This window comes from Pseudomonas sp. EL_65y_Pfl2_R96 (assembly GCF_963970905.1).
Classification (GTDB): domain Bacteria; phylum Pseudomonadota; class Gammaproteobacteria; order Pseudomonadales; family Pseudomonadaceae; genus Aquipseudomonas.
Genome location: NZ_CAXAQH010000003.1, coordinates 20516 through 35076, shown reverse-complemented (window position 1 = coordinate 35076; position 14561 = coordinate 20516). Strand labels below are relative to the sequence as shown.

The 14561-nt window shown below is 56.5% G+C and carries 16 protein-coding genes and 1 tRNA gene; 12 read left to right on the top strand and 5 right to left on the bottom strand.

The genetic code is table 11. The annotated features are described in order from the left end of the window. Positions 1 to 9: 9 nt before the first annotated feature. From secD to queA, 4 genes are all read right to left on the bottom strand, one after another. Complete coding sequence (gene secD / locus AACY49_RS04655; protein WP_320393384.1) at positions 10 to 1875, bottom strand: protein translocase subunit SecD; 1866 nt, start codon at positions 1873 to 1875, stop codon at positions 10 to 12. Positions 1876 to 1938: 63 nt separating this feature from the next. Next, positions 1939 to 2274, bottom strand: coding sequence for a preprotein translocase subunit YajC (gene yajC / locus AACY49_RS04650; protein ID WP_008014002.1), 336 nt, complete (start codon positions 2272 to 2274; stop codon positions 1939 to 1941). A gap of 43 nt (positions 2275 to 2317) precedes the next feature. Then, positions 2318 to 3433 (bottom strand): tRNA guanosine(34) transglycosylase Tgt, encoded by a 1116-nt coding sequence (tgt, locus tag AACY49_RS04645; RefSeq protein WP_258700667.1) that lies wholly within the window; start codon positions 3431 to 3433, stop codon positions 2318 to 2320. 14 nt (positions 3434 to 3447) lie between these two features. Then, on the bottom strand, positions 3448 to 4497 hold the full coding sequence (queA, locus tag AACY49_RS04640; protein ID WP_339521950.1) for a tRNA preQ1(34) S-adenosylmethionine ribosyltransferase-isomerase QueA: 1050 nt from the start codon (positions 4495 to 4497) through the stop codon (positions 3448 to 3450). A gap of 107 nt (positions 4498 to 4604) precedes the next feature. Here queA and AACY49_RS04635 point away from each other — a divergent pair. From AACY49_RS04635 to AACY49_RS04620, 4 genes are all read left to right on the top strand, one after another. Next, positions 4605 to 4689 (top strand) — tRNA-Leu (locus tag AACY49_RS04635). Between the two features lie 164 nt (positions 4690 to 4853). After that, positions 4854 to 6095, top strand: coding sequence for a tyrosine-type recombinase/integrase (locus tag AACY49_RS04630; RefSeq protein WP_339521948.1), 1242 nt, complete (start codon positions 4854 to 4856; stop codon positions 6093 to 6095). Between the two features lie 264 nt (positions 6096 to 6359). Then, entirely contained in the window at positions 6360 to 7238 is an 879-nt protein-coding gene (locus AACY49_RS04625; RefSeq protein ID WP_339521946.1) for a hypothetical protein, read from the top strand. A 48-nt stretch (positions 7239 to 7286) separates the two neighbouring features. Further along, positions 7287 to 8345 carry a PD-(D/E)XK nuclease domain-containing protein gene (locus tag AACY49_RS04620; protein ID WP_339521944.1) on the top strand — a complete coding sequence of 353 codons (1059 nt, stop codon included), beginning with the start codon at positions 7287 to 7289 and terminating at the stop codon, positions 8343 to 8345. Positions 8346 to 8459: 114 nt separating this feature from the next. On the opposite strand, the gene AACY49_RS04615 is transcribed toward AACY49_RS04620, so the two are convergent. Beyond that, positions 8460 to 8684 carry a DUF2188 domain-containing protein gene (locus AACY49_RS04615; protein WP_339521942.1) on the bottom strand — a complete coding sequence of 75 codons (225 nt, stop codon included), beginning with the start codon at positions 8682 to 8684 and terminating at the stop codon, positions 8460 to 8462. A gap of 413 nt (positions 8685 to 9097) precedes the next feature. On the opposite strand from AACY49_RS04615, the gene AACY49_RS04610 reads away from it, so the two are divergent. The 8 genes from AACY49_RS04610 to AACY49_RS04575 all read left to right on the top strand — a co-directional run bounded on the left by AACY49_RS04610 (position 9098) and on the right by AACY49_RS04575 (position 14519). Continuing rightward, positions 9098 to 9346, top strand: coding sequence for a helix-turn-helix domain-containing protein (locus tag AACY49_RS04610; RefSeq protein WP_339521940.1), 249 nt, complete (start codon positions 9098 to 9100; stop codon positions 9344 to 9346). Beyond that, positions 9343 to 9612: a helix-turn-helix transcriptional regulator gene (locus AACY49_RS04605; RefSeq protein ID WP_339521938.1), complete on the top strand. Its 270-nt coding sequence runs from the start codon at positions 9343 to 9345 to the stop codon at positions 9610 to 9612. The genes AACY49_RS04610 and AACY49_RS04605 overlap by 4 nt, the downstream gene beginning before the upstream one ends. Further along, complete coding sequence (locus AACY49_RS04600; protein WP_339521936.1) at positions 9609 to 10217, top strand: hypothetical protein; 609 nt, start codon at positions 9609 to 9611, stop codon at positions 10215 to 10217. The genes AACY49_RS04605 and AACY49_RS04600 overlap by 4 nt, the downstream gene beginning before the upstream one ends. Next, complete coding sequence (locus tag AACY49_RS04595) at positions 10214 to 10555, top strand: hypothetical protein (protein WP_339521934.1); 342 nt, start codon at positions 10214 to 10216, stop codon at positions 10553 to 10555. The genes AACY49_RS04600 and AACY49_RS04595 overlap by 4 nt, the downstream gene beginning before the upstream one ends. A gap of 373 nt (positions 10556 to 10928) precedes the next feature. Further along, the gene (locus AACY49_RS04590) at positions 10929 to 11087 is read left to right on the top strand and encodes a hypothetical protein (protein WP_339521932.1); all 159 of its coding nucleotides are present in this window, start codon (positions 10929 to 10931) and stop codon (positions 11085 to 11087) included. Then, positions 11084 to 11368 (top strand): hypothetical protein, encoded by a 285-nt coding sequence (locus AACY49_RS04585; protein WP_339521930.1) that lies wholly within the window; start codon positions 11084 to 11086, stop codon positions 11366 to 11368. Before AACY49_RS04590 ends, AACY49_RS04585 begins: the two co-directional genes overlap by 4 nt. Next, entirely contained in the window at positions 11365 to 11637 is a 273-nt protein-coding gene (locus tag AACY49_RS04580) for a DUF3077 domain-containing protein (RefSeq protein WP_339521928.1), read from the top strand. The genes AACY49_RS04585 and AACY49_RS04580 overlap by 4 nt, the downstream gene beginning before the upstream one ends. Next, positions 11634 to 14519: a DUF927 domain-containing protein gene (locus AACY49_RS04575; protein WP_339521926.1), complete on the top strand. Its 2886-nt coding sequence runs from the start codon at positions 11634 to 11636 to the stop codon at positions 14517 to 14519. The genes AACY49_RS04580 and AACY49_RS04575 overlap by 4 nt, the downstream gene beginning before the upstream one ends. The last annotated feature ends 42 nt before the right edge of the window (positions 14520 to 14561 follow it).

The window sequence follows — 14561 nt, the reverse complement described above, 5'->3', positions numbered from 1 at the left end:
GGCAGCCCCTTAAATCCACAACTTCTTGAAGTCACGACCGCCGAAGATCAGGTTGACCATCGCGCGGGTCACCATGATGGCCGTGAACATCGAGGTAAAGATCCCGAGGGACATGGTCACGGCGAAACCCTTGACCGGGCCGGTGCCCATGGCAAAGAGAATCCCGCCCACCAACAAGGTTGTCAGGTTGGCGTCGAGAATCGCGGTGAATGCCCGGCCGAAGCCTTCGTTGATTGCCCGTTGTACGGTCATGCCAGCCGCGATCTCTTCACGTATCCGCGAGAAGATCAGCACGTTGGCGTCGACCGCCATCCCCATGGTCAACACGATACCGGCGATACCCGGCAGGGTCAGCGTTGCACCCAGCAGCGACATCAAGGCCAGCAGCATCACCATGTTCACCGACAGCGCGACGGTGGCGATGAGGCCGAAGAAGCGGTAGATGGCCATGATGAACAGCGAGACAAACAGCATGCCCCACAACGATGCATCGATACCTTTGGTGATGTTGTCGGCACCCAGGCTTGGGCCGATGGTGCGCTCTTCAGCGAAGTACATCGGTGCCGCCAGACCACCGGCACGCAGTAGCAGCGCCAGTTCGGACGATTCGCCCTGACCGTTCAGGCCAGTAATGCGGAACTGGGCGCCCAGCGGCGACTGAATGGTCGCCAGGCTGATGATCTTCTTCTCTTCTTTAAACGTCTGAACCGGCACTTCTTTCTCGACGCCGTTGACCACTTGCTTGGTGTAAGTGGTCACCGGACGCTGTTCGATGAAGATCACTGCCATGCTGCGACCGACGTTGCTGCGGGTCGCACGACTCATCAGCTCGCCACCGTGGCCATCCAGACGGATGTTCACTTCTGGCGTGCCGTGCTCGCCGAAGCCGGCCTTGGCGTCAGTCACCTGGTCACCAGTGATGATCAGGCCACGCTCGATCAACGCCGGAGGACGCTTGCCTTCACGGAACTCGAATTCCTCGGAAGTGGCTTTCGAAGCGCCAGGCTCAGCCGCCAGACGGAACTCCAGGTTGGCCGTCTTGCCGAGGATACGCTTGGCTTCTGCAGTGTCTTGCACGCCCGGCAGCTCAACCACGATGCGGTTGGCGCCTTGACGCTGAACGATAGGTTCGGCAACACCCAGCTCGTTGACGCGGTTACGTACCGTGGTCAAGTTCTGCTTGATGGAGTATTCGCGGATTTCCGCCAGCTTGGCCGGGGTCATCGCCAGACGCAGTACCGGGCCATTGAGGTCGGCCGGAACAATGTCGAAATCGTTGAAGTTCTTGCGGATCAGCGCACGGGCCTGTTCGCGGGTTTCTTCATCAGTGAAGCCCAGCTGAATGGCACCGCCCAGTTGCGGCAGGCTGCGATAGCGCAGTTTCTCTTTACGCAACAGGCTCTTGACGTCGCCTTCGTAGACTTTCAGGCGTGCGTCGAGGGCTTTGTCCATGTCCACTTCCAGCAGGAAGTGCACACCACCGGACAAGTCCAGACCCAGCTTCATCGGGTGCGCGCCCAGGCTGCGCAGCCATTGCGGGGTGGTTTGCGCCAGGTTCAGTGCAACGACGTAGTCATCACCCAATGCCTTGCGCACGACGTCTTTGGCCGGCAGCTGGTCTTCAGCCTTGGTCAGACGGATCAGACCGCCCTTGCCGTTTGCCGCCAGCGTGGCCGCCTTGACGTTGATCCCGGATTCCTTGAGCGCGGTGCTCACACGGTCCAGATCAGCCTGATTGACTTGCAGCGCAGTGCTTGCACCGCTGACCTGAATGGCCGGGTCATCAGGATATAGATTGGGAGCGGAATAAATCAGACCGACCGCCAGCACCGCCAGGATCAGAATGTATTTCCACAGAGGGTATTTGTTCAGCATCACGCCGCCCGCTTATGACGCGGGGCGCCTTGCGCGCCCCGTCGATTGAGTAGAAGTTGAAACTTAGATCGCTTTGAGCGTGCCTTTTGGCAGCGTGGCGGCGATGGCGCCTTTCTGGAACTTCATTTCAACGGTGTCGGAAACTTCCAGAACCACGAAGTCGTCGGACACTTTGGTGATCTTGCCGGCGATACCACCGGTGGTCACAACTTCGTCACCTTTTTGCAGGCTGCCCAGCAGGTTCTTCTGTTCTTTGGCGCGCTTGGCCTGTGGACGCCAGATCATCAGGTAGAAGATGACCAGGAAGCCGACCAGGAAAATCCACTCAAAACCGCCGCCCATCGGGCCTGCCGCAGGTGCAGCAGCGTCAGCCATGGCATTAGAGATAAAAAAGCTCATTTAGCACTCCAGTTGCAAATGTTGAATCTTGGGGTCAGAAAACTCAGTCCAAAGGCGGAACAGGCAACCCGCGTTTGGCGTAGAAGGCATCGACAAAGGCGGCCAATGTACCCTGTTGAATAGCCTCGCGCAAACCAGCCATAAGCACCTGGTAATGGCGCAAATTGTGGATGGTATTCAACATGCTACCCAGCATTTCGCCGCACTTGTCCAGATGGTGCAGATAAGCACGGGAGAAGTTCTGGCAGGTATAGCAATCGCAGGTCGGATCCAGCGGCGAATCATCATGGCGATGGAACGCGTTACGGATCTTCAGCACGCCTGTATCAATGAACAGATGCCCGTTGCGGGCATTACGGGTTGGCATCACGCAATCGAACATGTCCACACCGCGGCGCACACCCTCAACCAGATCTTCCGGTTTGCCAACGCCCATAAGGTAACGAGGTTTGTCAGCCGGCATCTGGCCCGGCAGGTAATCCAGCACTTTGATCATCTCGTGCTTGGGCTCGCCCACCGACAGACCGCCGATGGCCAGGCCGTCGAAGCCGATCTTGTCGAGGCCTTCCAGGGAGCGCATGCGCAAATCCTGGTGCATGCCGCCCTGAACGATGCCGAACAGCGCTGCTGTGTTGTCGCCATGAGCTTCTTTCGAACGCTTGGCCCAGCGCAACGACAGCTCCATCGAGACACGAGCGACGTCTTCGTCAGCCGGGTACGGGGTGCATTCGTCAAAAATCATCACGATGTCGGAGCCCAGGTCGCGCTGAACCTGCATCGACTCTTCCGGGCCCATGAACACCTTGGCGCCGTCGACCGGAGAGGCGAAGGTTACGCCCTCCTCCTTGATCTTGCGCATGGCGCCCAGGCTGAACACCTGAAAACCGCCGGAGTCGGTCAGAATCGGGCCTTTCCACTGCATGAAATCGTGCAGGTCGCCGTGCTCCTTGATCACCTGAGTGCCAGGACGCAGCCACAAGTGGAAGGTGTTACCCAGAATGATTTCCGCGCCGGTGGCGACGATATCCCGCGGCAGCATGCCCTTGACCGTGCCGTACGTGCCCACTGGCATGAAGGCCGGGGTCTCGACGGTACCGCGCGGGAAGGTCAAACGACCGCGACGAGCCTTGCCATCGGTGGCAAGGAGCTCAAAAGACATGCGACTGGTGCGACTCATTCTGTTTCCTCAGGGCCACGTGGTGCGGGATTACGGGTGATAAACATCGCATCACCGTAGCTGAAAAAGCGGTATTCGTTGTCGACGGCGGCTTTATACGCGGCCATGGTCTCGGGATAACCGGCGAACGCCGAAACCAGCATCAACAGCGTGGATTCGGGCAAATGGAAGTTGGTGACCAGGGCATCGACCACATGAAACGGCCGGCCCGGGTAGATAAAGATGTCGGTGTCGCCACTGAACGGCTTGAGCACGCCATCGCGCGCGGCGCTTTCCAGGGAACGCACGCTGGTGGTCCCCACCGCCACCACCCGACCGCCACGAGCGCGGCAGGCCGCAACGGCATCCACCACGTCCTGACCGACTTCCAGCCATTCGCTGTGCATGTGGTGGTCTTCGATCTTCTCGACCCGCACCGGCTGGAACGTGCCCGCCCCCACGTGCAAGGTCACGAATGCAGTCTCGATGCCTTTGGCGGCAATTGCCTCCATCAGCGGCTGATCGAAATGCAGCCCCGCCGTCGGCGCCGCCACCGCGCCCAGGCGCTCGGCGTACACCGTCTGATAACGCTCGCGGTCCGAGCCTTCATCCGGGCGATCTATATAAGGAGGCAACGGCATGTGCCCGACGCGATCGAGCAGCGGCAACACCTCTTCGGCAAACCCCAGCTCGAACAACGCATCGTGACGCGCCAGCATCTCGGCCTCGCCACCGCCGTCGATCAAAATCTTCGACCCCGGCTTGGGCGACTTGCTGGAACGCACATGGGCCAGCACGCGATGACTGTCGAGCACCCGCTCCACCAGAATCTCCAGCTTGCCGCCGGAAGCCTTCTGGCCAAACAGCCGCGCCGGAATCACCCGGGTATTGTTGAACACCATCAAATCGCCCGGGCGCAAATGCTCAAGCAAATCAGTGAATTGACGGTGTGCCAGGGCGCCGCTGACCCCATCAAGGGTCAACAGGCGACTGTTGCGACGCTCGGCCAAAGGGTGGCGAGCAATCAGCGAATCAGGGAGTTCGAAAGTAAAGTCAGCAACGCGCATGATGGGGTTCGTCTAGCAGGGCCCGGAAGTCTAGCCGAAATAGTGAAAATTCTCTATGTACCTGATTGACCGACGGTAATCTCATCTCTATACTTCGCCGCCATTGAGCCCTGATGGCGGAATTGGTAGACGCGGCGGATTCAAAATCCGTTTTCGAAAGGAGTGGGAGTTCGAGTCTCCCTCGGGGCACCATATAGCAGTATCTGAAAGTCTCTACCAGACTCTCAGACCCAGAGAAACCGGCCACTTGGCCGGTTTTTTTGTGCCTGTCTGTTTATCCCTGTCTCCCCTTATCCGTTGTATCCCTGTATCCCTGCTTGTATCCTGAGAAAAATACCGAACTTTGGGATACAAGGATGAAACGCGCAGATATCAAGCGCCGCCCTCTCGCCGATACCACGCTTGCTGGGCTAGAGCCTGAAACAAAGGAATACCGAGAACTGGATGGAAACGGCCTGTACTTTCGGGTCAAACCGGACGGGGGCAAGTCATGGCAACTCCGGTACAAGCGTCCTGCAGGTAACTGGGCATGGATGGGCCTCGGCGGCTATCCAGAAGTCAGCGGCGCACTTGCCCGCGAAAAAGCAGCCGATCTACGAAAGGTTGTCAGTAGCGGTGCCGACCCTCTTGAACAAAAGCGCTCAGCAAAAGCGGCAATCGATGCCGCTCGAACACGAACCTTCAGAGCGGCTGCGGAAGCTTGGCTCAAGGCAAAAGAGGAAAAAGGCCTCGCCTCCTCCACTCTCAATAAAATCCGCACCTACCTCGACAAGGACATTCTTCCAGCGCTTGGTGATAAACCTCTGGATGAAATAACTCGAACCGATTGTGCAAATCTCCAAGCGTCCCTCGAAGCTCGTGAGGCGCACAACGTAGCGGAGAAGTGTCGGACCTGGGTCAACCAGATCTTCGGTAGAGCAATCGGCTTAGGCCTAACCGAAAACGATCCGGGTAGTCGTCTGCGCGACATTGCAGCTCAAGCACCGAAGACTCAACAACACCCTCATTTGCTAGAGCCTGAACTCGGCGAATTTCTCACCGCGCTCAAGAATACCCCCAGCAGACTCACAGCTCGGACCGCAGCTTGGCTTTGCCTATGGACAGCCTCAAGACCGGGAATGGTTCGACTGGCAGAGTGGAAGGAGTTTGATCTCGATAAGGCCATTTGGACGACACCGGCGTCGAAAATGAAGATGCGCCGAGATTTCGTTTGCCCCCTTCCACATCAAGCACTGATCGCATTGAAAGAGCTGCACTCTTTAACCGGGCGTAGCCGTTGGCTGTTCCCTGGAGTCGGTGCGAAGAATCCGACCATCAGTGAAAACACTATCAATAAGGTATTCGCAACCATTGGCTACAAAGGACGCCTTGTTGGGCACGGCACACGGCATACCGCAAGCACGCTGCTCCGTGAACATGGCTGGCCTAAGGAGCATGTAGAGGCGCAATTAGCTCATAAAGAAGAGGGAATCTCGGGGGTCTACAACAAGGCTCAATATCTCGAACAAAGGACTGCCATGATGCAGTGGTATGCGGATCACCTTGATAGCTTGCAGAAAGGGAACATCGTGCTGGGCCAATTCGGACAAGCGATTTGAGCATGCAATTCCTAACTACTCAAAAAGCGCGTGTTCCGCGTGTTCCATGTGTTCCAAAGGTGCTGACAGCCTTTAAATCCGGGGCCTGCGAGACTGGAACACAACCAGCGATAGACTGGAACACGTTGTCGATGCTACACAAAAGGTGTTCCAGAATCGCCGACACTTTCTTGAGAAACACCATCTCCTCACTGGCGGTTTCCAAGCTTCGCCGGGCGCAGATGCTCGCGTTTTCTCGGTCACGCAAACGGGGCGGGGGGATGAATGATGAGTAAAGAGTTTTACCTGAGCGCTCCCCTCAACATTGAAGGCTGGGAGGTTGTCGAGACGCTTGAGCGATTCACACTGTACGACGAATTTGCAGACCGCATTGATGATGCTCTCGAACTCATCCGACAGGGCCAGGAGCATTGGTTGAGTCATCAGACAGATGGAGAATGGTCGGTTGAATCCGTTCGAGTCCTGGCTAATGTAAGGTCGCTCTCCCACAACATACGCCAACAATTTGAACGCTTCACGGACGACTTGCCTCGCTGCATTCGCTGGACGGTAGGGGAGTCGTCCAATTCGGTTATCACCGATAGCCAATACATTGCCGCGCTGGCGATTGATCGCGCTTGCCGTGTCATTGAGACGTTCGAGCGGTGGTTGAGCGGTTTCGATACGGATCTGTGCGCGGGGAACTTTGAGAATCTAGCCGCTTTGATTGCAGATGCGTCGGACGACTTTGCAGAGTTTGTGGAGGAGGTACGCCACGAGCAAGCTCATCTGGAAATCGAAGCACGAGAGACCGCAGCAGACTTGATGGGTACAGCCCAGTATTACATGACCTTGGCGAACGTCTACGCCTCTCCACTCTTGAGCAGCGCAGATAAGATCCGGATTAGTGCAACTGCGCGCAAAGCAGGCAACAGCTCGGCAGCTATACGCCGTGAGGCCACGATAGATCGCAATGAAAGCATTTGCTCCCACGCTAAGCGGCTACTCAGTGATGGACGATCTGAAAGAGAGATCGTTGGCATTATTGTTGGCACCGAGTCTGCACTGAAAACGCCAGGGAGTACCGCCAAGCTTTCCACAAAACAAATTCGCAATATCCTAGTTGCTGGCGGAATATTTCGTATGGGCGACGGTTACCGTTAAAAGTAAACCAGCTGTTTCTTTGACAAAAAATATTTAGGAGCAAGAAAATTGTTTAATCGTTTTTTGATTTGGACGGGCATATTGCGACCGGAAAAATCGTTCGCGGACATAGTCTTGAATAGCAGAAGGGGGAGGAGCTTTGCAATCGCAACCAGCGCGCTTGCTGTGATTTCGATTGGCATCAATTATGCCATGTGGATTTTCCCTATATTTGAAGACCCTGACTTTGGGAACACAGCAGTAAGAAATTATCTTTCTTCTGATTTCTACAAAACAGAGTCTGAAGATGCGGCAAAACAACTGGACCTGTACAACGAAGGAAACATAAACGGAAGGGCAATCGACCTTAAATTTTTCTACCCTTATCAAGGGGTAACGGTAAAACACGAAATGACCTTGGCTCCCCGTGAAGAGAAACGTCCAGGCGGCGGAAGCAAGTATAAGTTCGAGAATTCATTTAAAGTTTCACTAAACTTAATTCATCTAATGTTCTTTACTCTACTGCTGGGAGGACTATTGGCAGTCGGAGTTTTTGTATTTTTAAATCGACCGCCCAAGGCGTTGGTTGAACTCGAAGAATCTATTTTAAAAGGATACTTCTCTATTGACGATAAAAATCCGCCAACCATAGAGTTAGAAGATGCAGACTATTTTGCATTAGTGGAAAAAATCTGCGCACGCTTTCATCTCGTCGCCAAACAATTGCAATCTCGTCACGGAGGGCGCGATGGCCTAGAAATTAACGATGAGTACGACACCCAGGACCTGCTGCACGCACTTCTGCATATTTATTTTGATGACATCAGACCTGAAGAATGGACGCCTAGTTATGCTGGCGGTGGATCTAGAGTAGACTTTTTGTTAAAAGATGAAAAAATTATTATTGAAGTCAAAAAGACCAGACCCACTCTGAGAGGCAAGGATGTTGGCGCGGAATTAATCGTCGATTCGCAGCGATACAAAGCTCATCCAGACTGTAAAAAACTTCTTTGCTTCGTATACGATCCTGAGGGATGGATTTCCAACCCCAGAGGCCTGGAAAATGATCTTAATAAAAAGGATGACAACTTCGAACTAAAGGTATTAATCGTACCGAAAGGCCATTAGATCCTCGACCATATTAATTAACTCGAAAGCGAGGCCAAATGCATACTCTCATATGAGTATAGCATTTAGCCTACCCACCCTATACTACCAAAACAGAAAACTGATTTATTACAATTAACCTTTCGAGTTTTTCGGATCATCCTTCCTCTGATAGGTTCGCTCCTCTTGAAACTTTCCATCCTCTTTGTGAATTTTCACTGACCCCGTTTTATCAGACATGAACTCTCTTGTTTTCTCAATAATCTGCTGTTTGGTTTCGGCACTCTTTGACGGGCGCTCATTCCCCTCTTTGGTTAGATACCATTTGTCACCATTTTTTGTAATGTGATAATTGTCCATATAACCTCCATTCTCTACATAGCCAGGAATCAGTAAAAATCACGCCAACCGAGATACAGATAAAACGTTAGTGGATGAATGAACGATTGTCCAATCTCAATGTATTGGCGAAGTTATTCCTCACGTTCATGGTCTATGGATGAGGCCGGACGCTAAGTGCGGGTGATCCTTTTTACGTAATTATTTCTTACCCAACGTTCACTGATAGCGAGGGATCAACCGTAGCGAATGCCCGCGTCGTCACCATCAGCTTTTTTGTCAGCCCTATCCAACCGTCACTACGATGCATCTTGCTCAAGACTATATAAATTCCTGATCAATTCGCATGTTTAAAGGGAAGCGAACCGCCGTTCGTTTCCCTTTCCCCACTTAGCGTTAGCCCTGTAACTCTCCACGACTACAGGGAACGCTCAATGACTGCCACGACGCTTCAATCAATCATCCCGCTTTCACCCTCCACCACCGATTTGCTCACCCCCGATCAAGTCGCCGCCACTCTGGGTTTATCGCACCGCACGCTCGCCGCCTGGCGCAGTTCGCGCCGCAATCCGCTGCCGTATGTGAAAGTCGGAAGCCGCGTGCGCTACCGACCTAAAGATGTGTCCACGTGGCTCGAAAGCCGCACGCACAGCTCTGCCACAAATGCGAGGAGCGAGAAATGAAAACCTCTCGCATCCACTCCTCAGCAAACGACTCTTCGCCAATCGACCCGACGGTGACGCTCATCCGAATTGGCGAGGTGATGGCTACCGTCGGCCTCGCTCGGCCAACCATCTACAAGCTGATGAGCCAGCCGGAAAGTGGTTTCCCAAAAGCCGTAAAACTCACCAACAGCAACGCTCGCGGCGCACCTGTCGCCTGGGTGCTATCGGAAATTCAAGCTTGGGCGCGTGGTCGCATCGAAGCTCGCGATGAGGTGGCCGCATGAAACGTCATTACTACCCATTCAGTGGTCCTTACCACGACTCGTACAGCATTGGCTTTCATCTCTACTCTCAGGGTGACATCAACTGGCGTCATCGCACCATCGCAGGTGTGAGCTGGAACGGTGAGGAGAAAGAGGCCTTCTTTTTCAATCCTGACGGCCTCACTTTGCCAATCACGCCCAACCCTTGGGAGTTGCCCGAGATCATCCGCAAGCACGCCGTTCGGCGCGAGTTTTCCAGTATTCATGGCCACGGTCATTTCGCGATGAAAGAAGGGCGTCGTGCTGGATTGAGCCAGTTCGCCTTGAACAACTGGGTCACGTACTGGCTGATCGATCAAAAGGACGGCTACGCGAATGATCCCCAAGTCTGGAGTCGGTACGTAGAAAAGGATATCGAACAAGAAAAGCTCATCAGCGAGCGGCTGTACGCTGACCTGCGCATTACGTCCGACCTCAGCCAATACATGGAAGAGTGCCTGGTCGAGCGACGGAGTTCATTAGCTGAGCAACACCGTCGCCGTTGTGCCGAGGACAGCAAGATCCTCGCGTGGCTCAAAGGTGAAACCCCTCCCCCGCTGTTCGCCAGCACGCAGGAGGTTGCATGAATCCGACCTTCCTTCCGCACACCGTATTAGACGTTATCGGTACCGTCGAAGCCGCCTTGCCTTCGCCAGCAGAGCACAAAGGGCGTGAGCGTCTGCGCGCGCTCCGCGATCAAGCGATTGCCTCCGGCGCTAACGTTCTGATCGTTCTTTGGCAGAACCTGGAGTGGACGCTGTTAGCTATCCAGCCGCCCGCAGACGCTCAGGTCAATGACGCTTTCGAGCTGATCCCAAACCTGCTGCTGAACCCGGACGCGCTGCGCCAGGCGCAAGAAGCAGCTCGCGAAGGTCGTCATCTGCAATGGCTAGTGCTCAGTCGCTCGACTGAAGCCCCGCACTAACGAAAACGCCCCCGGCGGCAACCGGGGGCGTTTGAGGTCAATCTGTATGCCCGGTCAATTTATGTCGCATCAAAAAAATGCGCAAGGCTTCGTGCCAGTTGCGCTTCTGAAATCTCGGCGTTATTCTGCCGCCGTCGCTGCAAATTCAGCGACCGGGCGTAGGAACCCGAGAATTAGTAGGCGCATCAGCGCCCAGATCACAACTGCCGGCGTTTTTTTTCGTCCGCAGTTACGTGTTATGGCGGCTGTGTGTGGGCAGGCTTCGGCCTGGCCGGGTGCCTACTATCCCGGTATTCCTACCCCGCGCACAGCTGCCACCCAATCCCGTAGGAAGGACGGTGGCGGCTCCAGTCAGAAAGTAGGAGCCTCATCCATGCACGCCCTCATTCCGTCCAAAAATCGCGCCGCCGCACACCGTGCAATGGCTCTCGCCGCTTTACACGCCAACTCCAGTCTCGCTACACGTCTCGCCCGCTACAACGATCACATGGCCAAAGCCCGCGCACTGGAAGCCGCAGGCGGTGCCCAATGAATAGCGCCCTGAGTTTCGCCCTTCCAGAAGACCTGCTATGTGTCAGCACGAACACCGAAGCGGGCGTGCCCATTGACGCCATTACCTGCGCCATCGACCGCGCCGACTCCGTGCTGGCCCTGCTCGAAGATCACTTCGACGACGACAAACCGCGTCTTGCCGGGCATATCCTTTCCGCGGTCATTTGGGACGTACGCGGCACGCTCGGCCTGATCAGGACGCTCGCCATGCACGGCGACACCACATCGGTTCCTGCGGTGCAAAAAGGTGGTGCGCTATGACCACTTTGACCACGCTTGGCCGCACCACATTCTCACGTGCCGATTCCACCGACCTTAAGCTGTTCCGGGTCAATGCTGGCATCCCAGTGGAGACCGCGCTGGAGATGGTTTCTCAGTTGCAGCATCACGCCAACCAACTCACCCTCGATGCCGCCATGAGCGACCAAGGCGAACGCTTCAGTTGGCCAGCCTTGTACCTCGGCGAAATGGCAAAAGCGCTGATCGATGAAGTGACCGACACCCTGTTCCTGCCGAGGGCTGACACATGAGCCAACGCCCGAACAGTGCCGCGAAACGTCCGAGCTTCGCCGACGTGAAAGCCGCCTCGCTGAGAAACGTTGATCGCGTCCTATCGCACTGGCTGCCCAACGGCAAGCGCGTGGACGGCGGCAAGGAATACACCGCCCCAAATCCGACCCGCAGCGACAAACGTGCCGGTTCGCTCAAGGTCAACCTGAGTAAAGGCACGTGGGCCGACTTCGCAACGGGCGACAAGGGCGGTGACCTCATTGATTTGGTGCGTTACCTGGACGGCGGCACCGATGTCAAGGCCTGCGCTAAACTGACCGAGCTGCTGAACGTGACAGCAGGTGTAGCGCAATCGGCGCCACCTTCCAGCAAGGGCAAAGCGCCGACATGGTTGGCCATACAGCCGATCCCGACCGAAGCCATGAAACGCTGCCCCGTAAGGCATCGGCAGCACGGTGCTCCTTCAAAGGTCTGGATCTACCGGGATGCAGACGGCCAGCCACTCATGGCCCTGTACCGCTTCGACCTCGGCCTGGACGAGGACGGTAAGCCGAAGAAGGTCTTTGCTCCGCTAACTTGGTGCCAGCGCTCCGACAACCAAACCACGCAATGGCGCTGGCAGGGGCTGCCGGATCCGCGTCCACTGCTGCGCCTGGATGAACTGGCTCAGCGCGACACAGCGTCGGTCGTATTGTGCGAAGGCGAAAAGGCCGCCGACGCCGCAGGCGAATTGATGCCTGACTACGTGGCCACGTGCTGGCCGAACGGTTCCAACTCATGGCACAAGGCCGACTTGACACCGCTCAAAGGTCGCTCGGTGATTCTCTGGCCGGACAACGACAGCAGCGGCAAAACGTGCATGAAGGACATCGCCGAAAAGCTGCACGAGATCGGTGCTGAATCGGTGCAATTCATTGCGCTGGATGCCTTCGAGCGCAAGCCCACGCTGAAGAATGATCGCGCCACCTTCGCCAAAGGTGGTCAATGGGACGAAGGGGACGACGCTGCCGACGCGCTCGTTAAGGGCTGGACGGCGGCACACGTCGCCGAGCTGGAGCGCGACGGCGGTCTTTTCGTCTCTCCTGCTGATGAGCCATCCGACGAGCCCGCACAACCGAAAGTCGCAGCTAAGCAACCGGCAAAATCGAAAACCGATTTGCTGCCCGGCGGCTTTCGATTGGCCCCCGAAGGCGTGTTCTATACCGGCGATGATGGGGAGTCGCGACCTGTTTGCTCTTCCTTGGAGATCCTCGCTCGTACCCGCGACGACAAAGGCCACAACTGGGGCTTGCTGGTTGAGTTCGACGACCCGGACGGAGCGAAAAAGCGCTGGAACATTCCCGCTCGCAACATGACCGGCGACTTCGGCAAGGATGTTTTAGGGCCGTTGGTGGATATGGGATTACGTCTGCCGGGCACCCGCTCAGGCCGCAATGCGCGCAACGATCTTCAAAGCTATCTGCAAGGGTTCGACAGCAACGAGCGGGCGCGTTTGGTCACTCGGCTTGGATGGCATGGGCCTGCGTACCTGCTGCCCGATCAGCAGGTCGGCAACAGTCACGAACACCTGTTTTTCTGCGACTCCGGCGCGCAGCTCCCGCCGATCAGCGAGGCCGGGACGCTGGAGCAATGGCAGCAACAAATCGGGGCGCTGTGCGTAGGCAATCATCGCTTGGCGTTCGTCGTCAGCGTGGCCTTCGCCGGGCCGCTGCTGCACTTGCTGGGTCACGAGTCAGGCGGTTTTCACCTCTATGGCGATAGCTCCGGCGGCAAGACGACACACCTGCAAGTCGCCGCATCGGTTTACGGTGGGCCGCGACTGGTCCGGTCATGGCGTTCTACCGATAACGCTTTGGAATCGATTGCCGCTGCGCACTCAGACGGCGTGCTGGTGCTCGATGAGATCGGTATGTGCGATCCGCGCATCATCGGTGAAACGGTGTACATGCTCGGGAACGGCACAGGGAAGGCCCGTGCCAATGATCGTGGGCAAGCAGGCCGACAGGTGCAAGAGTGGCGGTTGCTGTTCCTCTCGACCGGTGAGAAGACACTCGCGCAGCACATGGCCGACGCCAACAAAGAACTCAAGGCGGGGATGGAGATCCGCATGCTCGCGGTGCCTGCGGACGCCAGCAAAGGACTGGGAATGTTCGACGTGCTGAGCGGCTTCGAAGACGCCGCCGCCCTGTCGGACGCTCTCAAAGCGCGAGTAGCCAAATACTACGGCACGCCGCTGACCGCCTTCCTGTCCGCGCTGTGCAAAACCGGCGAAATGCTCTGCTGGACAGCCATCTTGCGGCGCACGGTCGAGCGCTTTATCGCCAAGGCGCTTCCTTCGTCGGCCAGTGGTCAAGCGCACCGTGCCGCTGCCCGATTCGGTCTCGCCGCTGCTGCTGGTGAGCTGGCCACAGCGCTGGGCGTCACCGGCTGGCCAGAAGGCACCGCCACCACTGCAGCTCAGATTTGCTTAAACGCTTGGCTCGACGAACGGGGTGGCGCCGGGAATATGGAAGGCGACGCCATCGTGACCCGACTGCAACAGATCATTGAGCGATTTGGCGAGAGCCGTTTCACTCGCTGGGATGGGCTTGCTGCCAAAACGGACGATCACGCTCCACGAACCGCCGACCGACTCGGCTTCCGGCGCACGGTTGAACACGGCATGGGCGACGGCGTTTACACGCTCGTTACCTACTACTTCCTGCCCACCGCATGGAGGGCGGAAGTCTTCAAGGGAATGAGCCTCACCCTGGTCAATCGTGAACTGATCGAACGCGGAATTTTGGAAGCCAGCGCAGAGGGCCGTGCTGCGCAATCTGTACGGCTTCCCGGCTTGGCCAAAACGAGAGCCTACGTTGTGCATGCCAACGCTCTCCTCTCCTCTGAAACCGAAGCCGCGTGAGGCTGAGGCGTAACGAGGGAGAGCCGGCCGCTACGGGTCTGG